The 17395-nt window shown below is 62.7% G+C and carries 18 protein-coding genes; 4 read left to right on the top strand and 14 right to left on the bottom strand.

Annotated features, from left to right (window positions below):
- Positions 1–3: 3 nt before the first annotated feature.
- Both epsC and K3175_RS08600 read left to right on the top strand, forming a co-directional pair.
- Positions 4–711 carry a serine O-acetyltransferase EpsC gene (gene epsC / locus K3175_RS08595; RefSeq protein WP_221543193.1) on the top strand — a complete coding sequence of 236 codons (708 nt, stop codon included), beginning with the start codon at positions 4–6 and terminating at the stop codon, positions 709–711.
- The gene (locus K3175_RS08600; protein WP_221542935.1) at positions 711–1064 is read left to right on the top strand and encodes a DUF2794 domain-containing protein; all 354 of its coding nucleotides are present in this window, start codon (positions 711–713) and stop codon (positions 1062–1064) included. Before epsC ends, K3175_RS08600 begins: the two co-directional genes overlap by 1 nt.
- Positions 1065–1150: 86 nt before the next feature.
- Here K3175_RS08600 and K3175_RS08605 read toward each other — a convergent pair whose 3' ends face one another.
- The 4 genes from K3175_RS08605 to K3175_RS08620 all read right to left on the bottom strand — a co-directional run bounded on the left by K3175_RS08605 (position 1151) and on the right by K3175_RS08620 (position 4993).
- Entirely contained in the window at positions 1151–2275 is a 1125-nt protein-coding gene (locus K3175_RS08605) for a hypothetical protein (RefSeq protein ID WP_221542936.1), read from the bottom strand.
- A gap of 56 nt (positions 2276–2331) precedes the next feature.
- Positions 2332–3180: a DUF4328 domain-containing protein gene (locus K3175_RS08610; protein ID WP_221542937.1), complete on the bottom strand. Its 849-nt coding sequence runs from the start codon at positions 3178–3180 to the stop codon at positions 2332–2334.
- Between the two features lie 73 nt (positions 3181–3253).
- Positions 3254–4183, bottom strand: a complete 930-nt coding sequence (locus tag K3175_RS08615; RefSeq protein ID WP_221542938.1) for an SDR family NAD(P)-dependent oxidoreductase — start codon at positions 4181–4183, stop codon at positions 3254–3256.
- A gap of 126 nt (positions 4184–4309) precedes the next feature.
- Positions 4310–4993: an HAD-IA family hydrolase gene (locus K3175_RS08620; protein ID WP_221542939.1), complete on the bottom strand. Its 684-nt coding sequence runs from the start codon at positions 4991–4993 to the stop codon at positions 4310–4312.
- Between the two features lie 40 nt (positions 4994–5033).
- Here K3175_RS08620 and glmU point away from each other — a divergent pair, with 40 nt between their 5' ends.
- Positions 5034–6437, top strand: coding sequence for a bifunctional UDP-N-acetylglucosamine diphosphorylase/glucosamine-1-phosphate N-acetyltransferase GlmU (gene glmU, locus K3175_RS08625; protein ID WP_247710789.1), 1404 nt, complete (start codon positions 5034–5036; stop codon positions 6435–6437).
- Entirely contained in the window at positions 6434–6712 is a 279-nt protein-coding gene (locus tag K3175_RS08630; RefSeq protein ID WP_221543195.1) for an HNH endonuclease, read from the top strand. Before glmU ends, K3175_RS08630 begins: the two co-directional genes overlap by 4 nt.
- 59 nt (positions 6713–6771) lie before the next feature.
- On the opposite strand, the gene K3175_RS08635 is transcribed toward K3175_RS08630, so the two are convergent.
- The 10 genes from K3175_RS08635 to K3175_RS08680 all read right to left on the bottom strand — a co-directional run bounded on the left by K3175_RS08635 (position 6772) and on the right by K3175_RS08680 (position 17316).
- Positions 6772–8904, bottom strand: coding sequence for a prolyl oligopeptidase family serine peptidase (locus K3175_RS08635; RefSeq protein ID WP_221542940.1), 2133 nt, complete (start codon positions 8902–8904; stop codon positions 6772–6774).
- Between the two features lie 94 nt (positions 8905–8998).
- The gene (locus tag K3175_RS08640; RefSeq protein WP_221542941.1) at positions 8999–10000 is read right to left on the bottom strand and encodes a phosphatase PAP2 family protein; all 1002 of its coding nucleotides are present in this window, start codon (positions 9998–10000) and stop codon (positions 8999–9001) included.
- 180 nt (positions 10001–10180) lie between these two features.
- The gene (locus K3175_RS08645) at positions 10181–10438 is read right to left on the bottom strand and encodes an ATP synthase F1 subunit epsilon (protein ID WP_221542942.1); all 258 of its coding nucleotides are present in this window, start codon (positions 10436–10438) and stop codon (positions 10181–10183) included.
- A 2-nt stretch (positions 10439–10440) separates the two neighbouring features.
- Positions 10441–11898 (bottom strand): F0F1 ATP synthase subunit beta, encoded by a 1458-nt coding sequence (gene atpD, locus K3175_RS08650; RefSeq protein WP_221542943.1) that lies wholly within the window; start codon positions 11896–11898, stop codon positions 10441–10443.
- A 31-nt stretch (positions 11899–11929) separates the two neighbouring features.
- Positions 11930–12265, bottom strand: a complete 336-nt coding sequence (locus K3175_RS08655) for a hypothetical protein (protein ID WP_224811962.1) — start codon at positions 12263–12265, stop codon at positions 11930–11932.
- Positions 12266–12278: 13 nt separating this feature from the next.
- Positions 12279–13163, bottom strand: a complete 885-nt coding sequence (locus K3175_RS08660) for a F0F1 ATP synthase subunit gamma (RefSeq protein WP_221542945.1) — start codon at positions 13161–13163, stop codon at positions 12279–12281.
- On the bottom strand, positions 13164–13343 hold the full coding sequence (locus tag K3175_RS08665; RefSeq protein WP_221542946.1) for a hypothetical protein: 180 nt from the start codon (positions 13341–13343) through the stop codon (positions 13164–13166).
- Positions 13344–13375: 32 nt separating this feature from the next.
- On the bottom strand, positions 13376–14905 hold the full coding sequence (gene atpA, locus K3175_RS08670; protein WP_221542947.1) for a F0F1 ATP synthase subunit alpha: 1530 nt from the start codon (positions 14903–14905) through the stop codon (positions 13376–13378).
- 12 nt (positions 14906–14917) lie between these two features.
- On the bottom strand, positions 14918–15472 hold the full coding sequence (locus K3175_RS08675; protein ID WP_221542948.1) for a F0F1 ATP synthase subunit delta: 555 nt from the start codon (positions 15470–15472) through the stop codon (positions 14918–14920).
- 263 nt (positions 15473–15735) lie between these two features.
- On the bottom strand, positions 15736–17316 hold the full coding sequence (locus K3175_RS08680) for a S1 family peptidase (protein WP_221542949.1): 1581 nt from the start codon (positions 17314–17316) through the stop codon (positions 15736–15738).
- Between the last annotated feature and the right edge of the window lie 79 nt (positions 17317–17395).

The raw sequence follows: 17395 nt of genomic DNA on the forward strand, positions 1-17395 counted from the left end.
GGTATGTTGGAACGGCTGATCGCCTATCTGGACTCCATCAAGGAACGCGATCCTGCACCGCGCACCCGCTGGGAAGTCCTGCTGTACCCGGGTGTCTGGGCGCTGGGTTATCACCGCGTGGCGCACTGGCTGTTCGAAGCGGATCTGTTCTTCCTCGCGCGGCTGGTCAATCACTTCAGCCGCATGGTCACGGGGATCGACATTCATCCCGGTGCCAGGATCGGCCGCAATTTCTTCATCGATCACGGCTTCACCGTCATCGGGGAAACAGCGCATATCGGCGACAACGTTACCATCTACCAATGCGTGACGCTGGGCGGGACCAATCCCACCAATGGTGTGGGCGGCAAGCGCCATCCCACGATCGAGGACGATGTCATCATCGGTTCGGGCGCCCAGGTCATCGGACCCATCACCGTGGGCCGGCGGGCGCGCATCGGTGCCAATGCGGTGGTGACCGACGAAGTGCCCGAGGGCGCGACCATGATCGGCCTCAAGGCGCGAAGCACGCTGATGCCTGCCGAGGAATGGATGCGCGAATTCATGCCCTATGGCACACCCTGCGACGATCCGTGCGAGCCAAGCCGCGACGGTGTCGAACGGCTGGAATCCGAACTTGCTGCCCTGCGCGCCGAAATTGCCGATCTGCGGGCCGCTCAGCAGGCGGCTGATCCGCAGCAACCCACGCAGCGCAGCGGTACTGCCGACTGATGGCGCAAGCGAGTAGTGCAAATATCGTGGCCTTTCCGGGGCGCAAGCCCGGGCAGGTCGGCTTCCAACGCGATGAACTGACCAAGATTCTCGACGTCTATGGCCGCATGGTCGCAGCCGGGCACTGGCGCGATTATGCCATGGATTTCACCAAGGATGTGGCGACTTTCGCAGCCTTCGTGCGCCATGCCGAACGGCCGCAGGCAAGGATCGAGAAACGGCCGACGCTGCGCGGTAAACAGGGCATGTGGACACTGTTCGGCGAACACGGACAGGTGTTGAAACGCGGCCATGAACTGGCCGGTGTCCTCGCCCCGCTGGAACGGCGTCTGCTCAAGGCAGTCGAGGACTGACCGCTACAGGCTGACAGCGCAGTGATGCGCTTCACGAAAAAGGGCCCGCCCCTCATGGACGAGCCCTTCTCTCGGTGGCTGATGGATCAGGCGGTGGCGGGCAGCCGCGCCTGAAGATTTGTGGGCAGACCGGTCACGATAGTGCGGCGGATCGGGGTCCACAGTGCGCTGAGCGTGAGGAGGGCCGAACCGATCACCAGCGCGGTAAGCGCGAAGTTGAGCTCCACGGCGCCGAATTCGCGGAACAGATAGGTCAGCGCGATCAGCACATAAGCGAGCGCCGAGACCAGCAGCGCCCGGCGATCGACCGCCAGCGCCACGATCCCGAAGACGATGTAGATCGCCAGAACAGCCACTGCTGCGCCTGCGCCGATATTGTCTCCCTGCGTGACGCCCAGCGAATGGAACAGCGGATGTGCGATCATGGGCGCGGCGAGCAGGTGGAGCCAGAAAGCCACGTCGCTGCGGCGGGTGGTCCGGCCGAGATCGGTCATGTCCCAGCGCATGGCGAGGGCGAAGATCGCAAGGCCAGACGCCAGCACTAGCGCGAGGATCACGGTTTCACCGGGCGAACCGATGATTGCAGCGATGATGGCGATGCCGGTGATGGCCAGCGCCGCCGTACCGGCCGCGACAGTGATCGGCACCATGAACCGCCGCCAATGCGCCCAGGCTGCCCCGGCCGCAATCAGGCCCGATGCCGAGACGAGCACCGCACTGCTGGTATCGCTATGCATCACGCCGAGCAGATTGCCCACGCCGATCACCGCGGCGAAGACCGCCCCCACAAAAGCGAGCAGGAGCAGGATCGAGGGCAGCGCCATATGTTTGCGGCGAATGAAGAATTCCGCCAGTAGCCACGAGGTCGCCGATACCAGTAGGCCGCCGAGCAGCAATTGGAGGCCGGTCCGCAACCTGTCGGCATCGATATATGCGTCGATCTGCGCCTGAGACGGATCGAGAGTGCCCATTACGGGCAAGGAGGTAAAGGCATTGGCGATCTGTTGCCCGATACCACCGGCCGCCAGCAGCAGGATGATCACCCCGATGCTCACGAAAATGTCGTTGAACCCGGTAACGAGCCGGAAATGCTCGGCATCGGCGGGCACCGCATCGCGCGAGGCGGCGACATGGGCGCGAAGGGCATTGGCCGCTTCGGCACTGATCGCACCGGCGCTGACGGCGGAATTGAGGTTTTCCTGGCTATACATCGCCAAATCTCCCTGTTCGAGGAACGACGTTGGTGTAGGCCTAGTGTATTAGTACGTCAATACGGCTCATCGGCTCGGCCAGGCACCACCGTAACTGCCATGCGCCGCTGTGCTGCGCGCTCCTCGGCCGCTTGGACGGGGTGTGCGGGCAAATATTCGGCCTGTGCCGCGGTTATCTTGCGGGTCAGCGACGCGAACAGAAAGGCGCTGAGCAGCAGCAGAACGAATCCGAAGGCGAATACCGCATATTCCATCCATAGGGGAGTCATCAGGATCAAATTGGTGCCAGCATCGATCAGGAACTTGAAGATCATGGCGCTGAAGACGAGCAGACCGACAATCATGGCCGTCCACCACGCGGTGACATCTTCTGCAGTAGTATGGGCGAAATCGTCGCCCTCGCCATGGCTGCGGTTGTAAAGTTCCCGCATGGCCTCGAACGGCACGATGAGGTTCATCAGCGGCACCGCATAGCCGATGAGCACCTTGCGCGGGGTGTATTTGGGACGCCATCCGGCTGCGACCATATTGGCATGCGCTTGGTGCAGCCACACCATCGCTGCCCCGAAAAATGCCAGCGCCGACAGCACGAGGCCAATCAGCGTGAGAACGCCGGGCGATGTCCAGCCGATGCTTTCGTGATCGGGAATGAAACGGCCCTGTAGAAAGAAGGCGCTGCTCGATCGGTTGTATTCATTCTCCAGCGCGGCCTGCTGCGCCTGGTAACCGTAATAGGTGCTCGGGCGGTAGATCTCCTCGATCCGCTCGATGCGCTCGTATTCCTCGCTCACAGCCACTGCGGCGAGGCCGAGCTGGGTCAGGCCGATCACCGCCAACAGCACTGCCACAACACTGACTGCCAGCGAAGTCTTGCGCATGATGCGCAGCGCGTTTTCCCACTCCATGACATATCCCCCAAAGAAAAGCCCCGCACCATCATGCGACGGTGCGGGGCTTTTCGCAATAAAGGTGGAGTACTTAGCCGCGGGCGCTGCTCGGGCCGGTTCCGGTGACCTTCTGCATCGCGGTCAGGATCGCACCCGACTGTTCGGCGCCCGACTGAGGGGCCTTGAGGTTGGAGAAATCGCTGATCTTGTCCCAGTTTGCAGCGAAACCTTCGACAGTGCGTTCTTCGTCCTTCAGCCAGACGGCATCGTTCATGACGGTCCAGGCGCTGTGGAAGCCGCCTGCACCCGCGCCGACGATGGCGTTGGTGGGGGCATCTTCACTGACCAGAAAGAGCGCGGCCGGAACCACGTTCACCGGATCGAACAGCTTGAAGGCTTCTTCGGGGAAGAGATCTTCGGTCATGCGCGTGCCGGCTACCGGGCTGATCGTGTTGACCTTGATGTTGTACTTCGCGCCTTCGAGCTGCAGCGTCTTGGTCAGACCGGCGAGGCCGAGCTTGGCTGCGCCGTAATTCGCCTGGCCGAAGTTGCCGAACAGGCCGGTGGAGGATGCCGTCATCAGGATGCGGCCATAGGCCTGCTCGCGCATGGTTTCCCACACGGCCTTGCTGACATTGGCCGACCCGTTGAGATGCACGTCCACGACGAATTCGAAATCGTCCATGGTCATCTTGGCGAAGGTCTTGTCGCGCAGCACGCCGGCATTGTTGATGACGATGTGCACGCCGCCCCATTTCTGCTTGGCGTCGGCGACCATCTTTTCCATCTGTTCGAATTCGGTCACGCTGCCGCCGTTCGATACGGCTTCACCGCCGGCCTTCTCGATTTCCTCGACTACCTGCAGGGCCATGTCGGAATGGCCGGTGCCGTCGCGCGAACCGCCCAGATCGTTCACGACGACCTTCGCGCCGCGGCGCGCCAGTTCGAGCGCATATTCGCGGCCCAGACCGCCGCCGGCGCCGGTGACGATAGCTACCTTGTCCTTGAAATCGATGCTCATGGGGCTGCTCCTGTGTGTTGTTTGTCGTTTACGTAAAGGTCAATTGCCTAGGCGAGGTGGCACTTAAACCCCGCACTTGCAACCGTATGCGCGGCGATCCGCCGTGCCGTAGGGGCAGGACGAGGGCTACAGCCGCTCCAGCGCGGGGATCAGTTCGGCCAGCGAATCAATCGCAGCATCGGCGCCGAGTTCCGCCGCCGTTCCGTCGCAATAGCCATAGCATGCCGCGATGACGGGCACGCCTGCCGCGCGCGCTGCTTTCATGTCGTAACTGCTGTCACCGATGAAGACCATCGCGCCGCCGCCCGCTAGTTCGCGCGCCTTCAGCAGCGGGTCGGCAGCGGGTTTGGCGATGTAATTGCCCTCCGCATCTTTCCCGAGGCTGTCGCCTCCGATCACGAAGGGAAAGCGATCCAGCAGTCCGAGTTTGCCGAGGATGTCGCGGGCAAAGCCTTCGAACTTGTTCGTGACCACGCCCGTGGCAACGCCGCGCGCCGCCAGTGCATCGAGCACCTCCACGGCATGTGGATAGGGGCGCGTATGGACCGCGTTATTCTCTCCGTAATAGGCGAGCATTGCCTTGTAGAGCTTGCGGAATTCGTCGTGAGGTAGACCGCCTTGCCGGTCGATCGCCTGCTGCAGCATCGCCTTGGCCCCGCCGCCGATTATCTCGGTCGCGCTTTCGACCGGGATGGTATCGAAGCCGCCCAGGGCAAGCGCATGATTGACCGCCGTGCCGAGATCGCGATGCGTTTCGAGAAGGGTGCCATCGAGGTCGAAGGCGACGATATCGAAGGGAAAATCTGCCATTGCCTTTCGAGTGCAGTATGGTTCTTCAAACTGCAAGCGAATGATGGCATGGCCCGTGGCTATGGAAAACTCACGCGATTTCGCCGCCGTCATTCTCGCCGCGGGCAAGGGCACCCGTATGAAGAGCAATCTTCACAAGGTGCTTCACCCGATTGCCGGGCGGCCGATGCTCGATCACTTGCTCGCCACGGTCGATGGCCTGGCTCCGGCGAAAAAGATCGTGGTTGTCGGCTCGGGCCGCGAACAGGTCGAAGAGGCATTGGGCGAGCGCGCGCAGACGGCGCTGCAGGAACCGCAGCGCGGGACCGGCCACGCAGTCCAGCAGGCCGAAGAGAGCCTGGCAGGGCACAGCGGCGATGTTCTGGTGTTATATGGCGACGTTCCCTTCGTGCGCGGCGAAACCATGAAGGCCATGCTCGACAGGCTGCATGCCGAAGACCGCCCCAAGGTGGTGGTGCTGGGCTTCGAACCCGAAGACCCGGGCCATTACGGCCGGGTCATTGCGGATGAGAGCGGCAAGATATCGAAGATGGTCGAGTTCAAGGACGCCAATGAAGCGGAGCGCGCCTGCCGCCTGTGCAATTCCGGCGTCATGGCGGCACGTTCGGGCGATCTGTTCGATCTGCTGCGCCGCGTGGGCAACGACAATGCGCAGGGCGAATATTACCTCGTGGACGTGGTCAATATCGCCAATGAAGAGGGCGATACCTGCGCGGTGATCTCCTGCACCGATCCCAGCGAAGTGACCGGCATCAACAGCCGCGCGGAACTGGCCGCGGCAGAGCGGCAGTGGCAGGAATATCGGCGCGAGGAAGCCATGGCCGAAGGCGCCAGCCTCAAGGCTCCCGAAACCGTCTTCTTCAGCTATGACACGGTGCTGGGCCGCGATGTGACCATCGAACCCAACGTCGTTTTCGCGCCAGGCGTCACAATTGCCGACGGTGCCACGATCCGCGCCTTCAGCCATCTCGAAGGCGCGCGTGTGGGCGAGGGATGCGAAGTCGGGCCCTATGCACGCCTGCGCCCCGGTGCGGTGATGGAAAAGGGAAGCAAGGTGGGCAATTTCGTCGAGATGAAGAAGGCCACGCTGGGCGAAGGCGCCAAGGCCAACCACCTGACCTACCTCGGCGATGCCACGGTGGGGGCAGGGGCCAATATCGGCGCAGGCACGATCACCTGCAATTACGATGGCTATTTCAAGCACAAGACGACCATCGGCGAACGCGCCTTCATCGGCTCCAACAGCGCGCTGATCGCGCCTGTCACCATCGGTGCGGACGCGATTGTCGCAGCCGGTAGCGCGGTGAGCCGCGATGTCGCGGCAGGCGAACTGCGCATGGTCCGCGCCGACCAGATGGTCAAACCCGGCTGGGCCGACCGCTTTCACGATACGATGAAAAAGAAGAAAGCAGCAGAGAAGAAGGACGGGGGCGACAAGGGCTGAGCGAAAAGCTGCCCACCTGCTGGCTGTGCGAGCGCCCCTTGGGGCGCAAAGTGCAGTGGCATCATCCCGTGCCCAAATCGAAGAAGGGCCGGGAGACGGTGCCGGTCCACCCCATCTGCCACAAGACGATTCACGCCAATTTCACCAATGCCGAACTCGCGCGCTTTGGCGATGACCGCGATCGGCTCGCCGCGGCGGAGGACATGGCGCGGTTCCTGCGCTGGATCGCCGACAAGCCAGCCGATTTCCATGCGCCGGTAAAGCGGGCACGATAAAAAAGGGGCGGCCCATGCCGGACCGCCCCCTCTTTGCGAATTCCAGTAAACTAGACGCTTCAGCCGCCCTTGTTGTCGTCCATCAGGCGCTGCATCAGATAGACCATCTGCAGGGCCTGAAGCTGGGCGCGCTGTTCGTTGTCTACACCGCCCGAATGGCCGCCGGTCGTCTCCTCGTAATACCAGTACGGCTGGCCGAGGGATTTCAGCTTGGCTGCACCCTTGCGGGCATGGGCGGGATGGGTGCGGTCATCCGCGGTCGATGCCCACAGGAAGGGCTCAGGATAGTCCACGCCTTCGACGATCTTCTGATAGGGCGAATAGCCTTCGATCCAGGCACGCTGTTCGGGAATGCGGGGATCGCCATATTCGCCGATCCACGAAGCACCGCGGCCGATGAGGTGATAGCGTAGCATGTCGAACAGCGGGATCTGCACGATCGCCGCATCGAACAGTTCGGGGCGCTGGGTGAAGGCCGTGCCTACCAGCAGGCCGCCCTGCGATCCGCCTTGAATGCCCAGGTGATCGGGCGAGGTGATGCCGCGCGCAACCAGATCCTCTGCCACTGCGATGAAATCGTCCCACGTCCGCTGCTTGTTTTCGCGAATGGCGCTCTGGTGCCACATGGGCCCGAATTCGCCGCCGCCCCGCATGTTAGCGAGGACGTAGGCACCACCCTTTTCAAGCCACAGCTTGCCGGTCGTACCGAGGTAGCCGGGCAGACGCGGCACCTGGAAACCCCCGTAACCGGTCAGGAGCGTGGCGGTCGTGCCGTCCATCGCCATGCCCTTGGGCTTGACGAGGAAGTAGGGGATCTTCGTCCCGTCCTTGCTGGTGGCTTCGAACTGTTCGACGTCCATTCCCGCCGGATCGAAATAGGCCGGCGAGGTCTTGATCGTTTCCGGGGTGGAGGACCCGTCCGAATAATACAGCGCACTCGGTTCGAGGAAGTTGGTCACCGAATACATGATGTCGTCGGATTCGTCCGAGGTGGCCGCCACGCCGACGGTGGCATTGTCGGGCAGGGCGATCTCGCTGCTCACCCATTGGCCATCGACATAGTCGAACTTCAGGACCTTGCCGATCACATTGTCGAGAATGTTGATGTAATAGCTGCTGGCGGTCGATCCGCCGCCCTGCTTGGTCTGGCGATCACCGGGTGCCCAGACGAGGGTCTTGGCCGCGCCGTTGGGATCGGCCAGCCATTCTTCCAGATTGGCGGAGATCAGGGAATCGGCAGGGAAGGTCTGGTCACCGACCGTCCAGTCGACGTCGGTCGAAAAGAGCATCTGGCCGTCGATGATACCGCCGAGCGAGGACTTGTCCGGCATGTCGAGCCTGACCCATTCGCCGTCCTGCTGGAGATACCAGGCGCGGTCGTGGAAAGAGGTTCCGCGCATGGCGGTGTAGCCGTGGACCGTGCCTTCGCTGTCACGCAGCAATCCGGCGCCGGCCCAGACATCGCTCGCCTCGCCGCGATAGATTTCGGGCGCATCGGCGAGCTTGGTGCCGCGCTTCCACAGGCGGGTGGTAAAGGGATATTCGCTTTCGGTGAGCGTGCCTTCGCCGAAATCACGGCTGACCAGCAGCGTGTCCCGGTCAAGCCATTCGGCATCGCCCTGGCTTTCTCTGTCGATGACGAAGCCGTTCTCGACGAAGGTCTTCGTCTGCATGTCGAATTCGCGCATGACGGTGGCATCCTTGCCCCCGTCGGACAGCGAGATCATGCAATAGCGCAGGTCGGGCGGCAGGCAGGAAGAGCCCTTGTACACCCATTCCTTGCCTTCTGCTGCGGCAAGCGCATCGATATCCAGCACGGTTTCCCACTGCGGTTCGTCGCTGCGATAGCTTTCGAGCGTGGTGCGGCGCAGGAGGCCCTTGGGGTTCTGCTTGTCCTGCCAGAAATTATACAGGCCATCGGGACGGAACGAGACATAGGGGATTTTGTCCTCGCTGTCATAGATGGCGAGCGCTTCCGCCTTCAGCTGGGCGAAGCGGGGATCCGCCGTCATGTGGGCGGTGGTGCGTTCGTTCTCGTTCTCGACCCAGTTCAGGGCCTTGTCACTGCGGGCTTCTTCCAGCCAGATGAAGGGGTCTTCGTCGGGGCCGGGAATGCCGTCCTGCGCTTTTAGGGGTGTGGTCATGGCAAAGGCCATGGCCGCGCCCATCGCAAGTGTCGATACCAGTTTCATTATCGCATCCCTCCTAGGAAAGACGCCACTATGCCGCTGTGATCCCGAAGAGTAAAATCGTCCGTCGTCTCCATTCGGTCGTTCGACGAAAGCTTCAGGCGGTCCCTTGCTCTGCCGAAGGCACGGAGAACCGTCCATCGGCGAACTCCCGGGCGGAGAGCCATGTGACATAACGGCCGGAAAGCCACCACACGAGCAGCACCATGACGCCCGAAAACAGGCCGTCGGTCGCATAGTGCCAGCCGAGGTGGATCGAGCCGATGTAGATGGCGCCGGTGTAAAGCCAGCCGAGCACAGTCAGCACGCGTATCTCGTAGCGTTGCAGCCAGAGTGCGATCGCGGTGGCGATGGCGACATGGACCGACGGCATGGCCGATATGCCGCTGATCAGCAGCGGGTCGTCCATGGTCGATATCAGCAGGTTCTTGGTCGTGATGAGCGAGGGCGCTTCCTGCTGCAGTACGTTCAGCAGCGGGAGAAAATCGTCATTAGCATAGAAATCGCCGACCATGATCGGGCCGACCGACGACAGCGCCAGCGCAGCACCTCCGCCGAGCCCCAGCCAGATGAACTGCAGCAGCAGCGTGAAGCGCACCTTTTGCACCTCGTCGAAGGCAAAGGCGATCCACACGGCGAGCCCGATATGCGCCATGTGCCAGCCGTTATAAAGCCACAGGATCGGCTGGGTGAGCCACCCGAACAGGGCGTGCGTTATGCGCCAGGGATCGGTGCCGAGGAAAAGGAACCGGTCCAGATCGATCAGGAACGGATCGAGATAGAACGGCACGATGAACGGGATCGACTTCTTGACCGCGCTGAACGCTTCGAGCGTGACCGCCAGCGAGAAATAGAGCGCGGCCGCCCAAAGGATCTTCGGCCAGTGCGTGCGGACATCGGCGATCAACTGGCGCGTGGGTGACGGATGGCGGCTGAGCATCAGCCGCAGCGGCTGGGCGCACAGGAAAATGGGGATCACCAGCACTGCCAGCGTCAGGAAGGAATCGCCGCGGCTGTTGTCCGGCAGCGGCAGGGCCAGCGCCACGCACGCGATGGCGATGATGGTCAGATAGCCAAAGGTAATGCCGCGAATGACCATGCCGGTTCGATATCTCCCTGTCCGGCGCGTAAGTAGCAGCCCGTGGTTACTTTTTCATGTGCGCTGCGATCACGAGAGCGGCAATCGATGCTCGCGTATTGAGCAGGGCAGATCGAACGACGCGAGCACGAAAAAGGGCGGCACAGTGGCCGCCCTCTCGAATTCAGGTAAGAAGCCCGGTCAGCCCTCGACGTGTTCGGCGAGGACCGTGAGGCCCTTTTCGCCGACTTCGGCAAAGCCACCGCGGACCTCGATGGTCTCCGGCGAGCCGCCTTCGGACTTGTAGACCTGGATCTGGCCGTCGCGAATGGTCGACATGAAGGGCGCATGCCCGTCGAGCACGCCGAATTCGCCTTCCGCGCCGGGGACGACCACCATGTGGACCTCCTCGGAACGGACCAGCTTGGCCGGTGTGACGAGTTCAAAATGCAGGGCCATGCTTAGCCTTCTTCCGCCAGCTTCTGGGCCTTTTCGACCACCTGATCGATGCCGCCGACCATGTAGAAGGCGCTTTCCGGCAGGTGATCGTATTCACCGTCGACGACAGCCTTGAAGGACTTCACCGTGTCTTCCAGCTGGACGAACTGTCCGGGAATGTTGGTGAAGACTTCGGCCACGTGGAACGGCTGGCTGAGGAACTTCTGGATCTTGCGGGCACGGGCCACAGTCAGCTTATCTTCTTCAGACAGTTCGTCCATGCCGAGGATGGCGATGATGTCCTGCAGGCTCTTGTACTTCTGCAGCGTTTCCTGGACGCGGCGAGCGGTCTGATAGTGTTCGTCACCCACGACGCGCGGTTCGAGCACGCGGCTGGTGGAGTCGAGCGGGTCGACCGCCGGGTAGATGCCCAGTTCCGAAATCGCGCGGTTGAGCGTGGTCGTTGCGTCCAAGTGGGCGAACGAGGTTGCCGGCGCCGGGTCGGTAAGGTCGTCGGCGGGAACATAGATGGCCTGGACCGAGGTGATCGAACCCTTGGTGGTCGAGGTGATGCGTTCCTGCAGGTTACCCATGTCGGTGGCGAGCGTCGGCTGATAGCCCACGGCCGAAGGAATACGGCCGAGCAGTGCCGACACTTCCGAACCCGCCTGGGTGAAGCGGAAGATGTTGTCGACGAAGAACAGCACGTCCTGGCCTTCGACGTCGCGGAAATATTCCGCCATGGTCAGACCCGAGAGAGCAACGCGGGCACGCGCGCCCGGAGGCTCGTTCATCTGGCCGAACACGAGCGCAACCTTCGAACCTTCGCTGATGGCTTCGCCATCGTCGTTCTTGGCGATAACGCCAGCGTCGAGGAATTCGTGGTAGAGATCGTTACCTTCGCGGGTACGTTCACCCACACCGGCGAAGACGGACACGCCGCCGTGGCCCTTCGCGATGTTGTTGATGAGTTCCTGGATGAGAACCGTCTTGCCCACGCCGGCGCCGCCGAACAGGCCGATCTTACCGCCGCGCGCATAAGGTGCGAGAAGGTCGATGACCTTGATGCCGGTGACGAGGATGGCCGCTTCGGTCGACTGGTCGACGAACAGCGGTGCGTCCGCGTGGATCGGCATGGTTTCTTCGGCGCCGATCGGGCCGCGCTCGTCAATCGGCGCGCCGATGACGTTCATGATGCGGCCGAGCGTCTTGGGTCCGACCGGAACCGAGATCTGCGATCCGGTGTTCACGACTTCCTGGCCGCGGACGAGACCGTCCGTGCCGTCCATCGCAATGGTGCGGACGGTGTTTTCGCCGAGGTGCTGCGCGACTTCGAGAACCAGCGTGTTGTCGCCGTTCTTGGTTTCCAGCGCGGTCAGGATCGGCGGCAGGTCGCCTTCGAACGCAACGTCGACGACGGCGCCGATGACCTGGCTGATTACGCCATTGGGGCTCTGATTAAGCTTGGGTGCGGTGGCCATGATCTAAGTCCTGATTTTCAGTGATTTCGGCTTAGCCGACACAGACGTTTTCGGGATCGGCGAAAGTCCATTCGCCATCGCCGGCGGTGAGGGTAGCCTTGTTGCGAAGATATTCGTCTTCACCGAGCCCGAATTCGCAGACGACATCGGGCGAACCCATGCCGGCACGCTTGCAGATCGCGGTGTTCACGGCGTCTTCGTCGGGGCAGGCTTCGGCGTACTTCGTGGTGAAGTAGGCCTGGTCGGGAGCAGCGAGTGTTTCGATCGGTTCGGGCGCAGCAACTTCGGTTGCGACCGGTTCGGGCGCAGGCTCTTCACCGCATGCCGCAAGGGCGAGGGCAGGGAGGAGGAGGGCGAGTTTCTTCACGTGTAAACGTCCTTTAGAGAGCTTCTGCACCAGCGATGATCTCGATCAGCTCGGTGGTAATAGCGGCCTGGCGGCTGCGGTTGTACTGGATGGTCAGTTTCTGGATCAGGTCGCCTGCGTTGCGCGTGGCATTGTCCATCGCGGTCATCGAGGCGCCCTGTTCGGATGCCTCGCGTTCGAGCAGGGCACCGAAGATCTGCGTCTTCACATAGCGCGGCAGCAGGTCTTCGAGGATTTCCTCTTCACCCGGTTCGTAATCGACCACCGCACCTTCGCCAGCTGCAGCCATCGCATCGTCGCCTTCCGGCGGCGGTACGGGGATCAGCTGGTCGACGGTGGGATCCTGCGCCAAGGCGGACTTGAAGATCGGATAGACGAGATGGGCGACATCGAATTCGCCTTCCTCGAACTGCGCGATCAGATCGTCGGCGATTTCCTCGGCTTCCTCGAAGCCGGGCTGGCGAACTTCGGAAGTGTCGAAATGCTTCGCGATGCGGTTGGGATAATCGCGCTTGATCGGCGCGCGGCCCTTCTTGCCCACGAGGTAGAAGGAGACTTCCTTGCCTTCCGCGATCAGCGCCTTCGCCTTGGCCTTGGCAGCCTTGACGATATTGGCGTTGAGACCGCCGCACAGACCCTTGTCGGTGTTCACCACCACCAGCAGGTGGCGCTGGTTTGCACCATTGCCGCGCAGCAGCATCGGTGCGCTGTCGCCAGCCACCTTGCTCGCCAGCGATCCCATCACACCCGAGAGCCGCTCCGCATAGGGGCGGGCGGCTTCGGCGGCGGCCTGCGCACGGCGCAGCTTGGCCGCTGCGACCATCTGCTTGGCCTTGGTGATCTTCTGGGTCGACTTGACCGAGTTGATCCGGCCCTTGAGTTCCTTGAGCGAGGCCACTCAATATCCTCCAAATTGCGACGGCACTTCAGATACTTGTCCGTCGGCCAAGAAAAACAGCAAGATTGCGCCTAAAATTGCAATGACGCTTCCTGCCGTCGTCAAAGCGCTGGCACCGGCTTCTGGGTTTTGGGCGAGCGACGCCCTCTGCATCATGTCTATCGCTTTCACGATCAACATCAGACAAATTCCCCAGATCGCAATTTGCAGCACTATGCGAACTGCTTTGCGAAAGCCTTGAGCGCGTCGACGACCTTGTTCTTGGTGTCGTCTTCGAACTTACCGGTGGTGCGAATTTCTTCCAGCACGCCGGCGTGTTCGCTGCGCATGAAGCTCAGCATCTGCTCTTCGTATTCGGTCACGCGGTTCACGGCGACATCGTCGAGATAGCCGTTGGTGCCGGCGAAGATCGACACGGTCTGCTCTTCGAACGGCATCGGGCTGAACTGCGGCTGCTTAAGCAGCTCGGTCAGGCGCGCACCGCGGTTGAGCAACTTCTGCGTCGCGGCGTCGAGGTCCGAGCCGAACTGCGCAAAGGCAGCCATTTCGCGGTACTGCGCGAGGTCGAGCTTCATCGAGCCCGAAACCTTCTTCATCGCCTTGGTCTGGGCGGCACCGCCCACACGGCTGACCGACAGGCCGACGTTGATGGCCGGACGGATGCCCTGGTAGAACAGGTCGGTTTCGAGGAAGATCTGGCCGTCGGTGATCGAGATCACGTTGGTCGGGATGTAGGCCGACACGTCGCCTGCCTGCGTTTCGATGATCGGCAGTGCGGTCAGCGAACCGCCGCCATTGGCGCCGTTCATCTTCGCCGCGCGCTCGAGCAGGCGGCTGTGGAGATAGAACACGTCGCCCGGATAAGCTTCGCGGCCCGGAGGACGACGCAGCAGCAGCGACATCTGGCGATAGGCCACGGCTTGCTTAGAAAGGTCGTCATAGCAGATCACGGCGTGCATGCCGTTGTCGCGGAAGAATTCACCCATCGCGCAGCCGGTGTAGGGCGCGAGATACTGCAGCGGAGCCGGTTCCGAAGCGGTCGCGGCGATGACGATGGAATATTCCATCGCGCCGTTTTCTTCGAGGCTCTTCACGATCTGGGCGACGGTCGAACGCTTCTGGCCGACGGCGACATAGACGCAGTAAAGCTTCTTGCCTTCATCGTCGCCCTGATGGGCGTCCTTCTGGTTGATGAAGGTGTCGATCGCGACGGCGGACTTGCCGGTCTGACGGTCGCCGATGATCAGTTCGCGCTGGCCGCGGCCGACGGGAACGAGAGCGTCGATGGCCTTGAGGCCCGACTGCACGGGTTCGGAAACCGATTCACGCGGGATGATGCCCGGCGCCTTGACTTCGACGCGCATGCGCTTGTCGGCCACGATCGGGCCCTTGCCGTCGATCGGGTTGCCCAGAGCATCGACCACGCGGCCGAGCAGGCCCTTGCCGACGGGAACGTCCACGATGGTGCCGGTGCGCTTGACCGTATCGCCTTCGGCGATGTCGGTGTCGGCGCCGAAGATCACGGCGCCCACATTGTCCGCTTCCAGGTTCAGGGCCATGCCCTGCACGCCGTTGGAAAATTCGATCATTTCGCCGGCCTGGACGTTGTCGAGGCCGTGGATGCGGGCGATGCCGTCACCAACGGAGAGAACCGAACCGACTTCGCTGACTTCGGCTTCGCTGCCGAAATTGGCGATCTGGTCCTTGATGACCTTGGAGATTTCTGCTGCGCGGATATCCATGTTTCTAGTCCTTTAAGCCTTCATGGCCTGGGCGAGAGAATTGAGACGGGTGCGGATCGAGCCGTCGATACGCTTCGATCCGATGGTTACGACGAGGCCGCCGAGAATCTCGGGGTCGACCTTCGTGGAAAGCTTGACCGTGCGGCCTTCGCGGGCGGTGAGCTTGCTCTTGAGATCGGCAAGCTGCGCGTCAGTCAGCGCATGGGCGCTGGTGACATCCGCAAAGACTTCGCCGCGCTGGGCCGAAGCGATCGTGCGGAAGGCACGAATGACGCCGGGAAGCTGCCCGAGCCGGCGGTTCTGCGCCAGCGTGCCGAGAAACTTCTGCGTCAGGTCGCTGAGGCCCATGATGGCCGACACGCCCCAGAGGGCCTTTTCGGCCTGGGCGCGCGTCACGCGCGGATTGGTGGTGAGCATCTTGAGCTCGGGCGAATCGGCCAGGCCGGCCTCGAGCTTGTCGAGATCCGATTCGACCGCGGTCACGGTCCCGGCCTCGCTGGCCAGATCGAATAGGGCGGCGGCATAGCGCCCTGCAAGGCTAGCCTGAATACCGGCGGAAATATCCACGCGTCTCTCGTCCTCTAAGGGTCGGAAAAAGGGTTCTGTACGTCCATGCCGATTAGCAGCGAATTTGAATCGCCCCGGCAAGATTGGCGCGCGCCTAGCAAAGGGGGTCTCGCAAGGCAACCCGAGTCAGGCCGGTTGGTTATGGACAGCTGTGCTTTTGCGCGTCGTCGGGGTCGTCCTGTCAGGCCCGGGGACGTGGTGCGCCAACATTGCTGCTGCCTCCATGTGCAAGGGAGAGGAGGACCGTGTTCTTCCGGCCCGATCTATTCCGGTGTCGCCGGTTCGCACTGATAGACCAGCCGCTCATTGGGCTGGCGGGGGAGCTGGCCGAGGACTTCGCCCTGCAGATCCCCCAGCGTGCTCGCCGCGCTTTCCGCGCCGCAGCTGGGCGCCTTGTATTTCCCGCGGGCCTTGCGGGCCTCGCTCATCGCGCTGCGCGGCAGGAGGTAGCGTTCGGAGCGGAAGATGCGGCGGTCTGGGTCGAAGCTGTTCACCGCCACGGCATCTTCCTCGTTCGGCACGAAGACGCGCGACCAATTGCCCGAGGCATAGCCATATTGCGTGCGCTCGTTCACGCAGCCCTCGGCGGTCCAGTCGAAGGTGAGTTCGGGCGTTTCGGCATTGGTGATGCGGCTGCGTTCGGGAAGGATGTGGCACACGAAGCTGCCGTCGCCCCCGGCATTGGCGGCCAGCGGGTCCTTGCCGCCGCTTCCGCTAGCACCGTCCTGCATATCCGCCGCCACGCGCCGGTCGATTTCGTCGAGGCCGGGGCGGGTCACGAAGGCGATCAGCGCCACCACCACGAGGAAGGCGGCGAAAGCGAAGGCGATGTAGGCTTTCTTGCGGCGCAGCTGGGCATCCTCGGCCTCGGGATCGGTGCGTTCGCGGTGGCTCCAGCCCCACAGGCCCAGGCCGAAGGCGACCAGCAGCAGCACGAAGGCCAGCGCCATGCGGTCCTCGCGGTCCTGCGCCACGCCCAATTGCGCCGTCAGCAGCGCGCGTTCGCGCCGCTCGCGCGTTTCTTCCGCCCGCTGCGCCAAGTTCTGCAGCGCCTCGACGCGCTCGGCATCCAGCCGTTCCTTTTCCGCCGCATCCAGATCGGCGAGGCTGCGGCAGGTGCTGTCGTTCGTCAGCGGGGTGATGTCGTTTTCGCGCAGGAAGGGCAGCAGTTCGCGATTGGACACGGCGAAAAAGAACTCCGCATCGCCGCCTTCATTGTCCGCGCCGAAACTGTTCACCCCCACCACGCGGCCGCAGGGATCGAGCAGCGGACCGCCCGAATTGCCGCGCGCGATTGGCGCGGTGTGCAGGATGGTGTCGAACTGGCGGCTTGGCCGCGCGCCCGAGACGAAGCCTGGGCTTTTGACCGGCGGCATGGAGCGGAAGATGTCGCTCATCGCCAATCCCTGCGCGCGGTCGACATTCATGGGATAGCCCACGCTGACCACCTGCCCGCTGTCCGCCACCTCGCGCGCGGTAATGGCGAGCGGGGGCAGCCGAAGATCGCCGGTCACCTCGACCAGCGCCAGATCGGTGCGGCTGTTGACAGCCAGGATGCGGCCATAGACCGCCTCGCCGCCGCCGCTGGGCACGATGCCGATGCGCAGCTCGCTGTCGCTCATCGCGTCGCGCACCACATGGGCATTGGTCACAATCTTGTCCGGCGCGACCGCAAAGCCGGTGCCGTGGCTGACCGGGTAGATCTCGTCATTGTCGCTCTGGCCCAGGATCACCACGCGGACCACGCCGCGCGCCGCCACATCGATATCGGCAGGTTCGGCCTGCACGAGCGCGGGCAGGAGCAGCGTTATCAGTGCCGCGATTGCTGTTAGGAAACGTGTCATTGGCGCTGGTCCTTAGCTATTTCCCCGCATTGACCGCAAGCTTCGGGATGCGCCGCGTCCAGAGCTTTGGCATTCCTCT

The organism is Qipengyuania aestuarii (genome assembly GCF_019711535.1).
Classification (GTDB): domain Bacteria; phylum Pseudomonadota; class Alphaproteobacteria; order Sphingomonadales; family Sphingomonadaceae; genus Qipengyuania; species Qipengyuania aestuarii.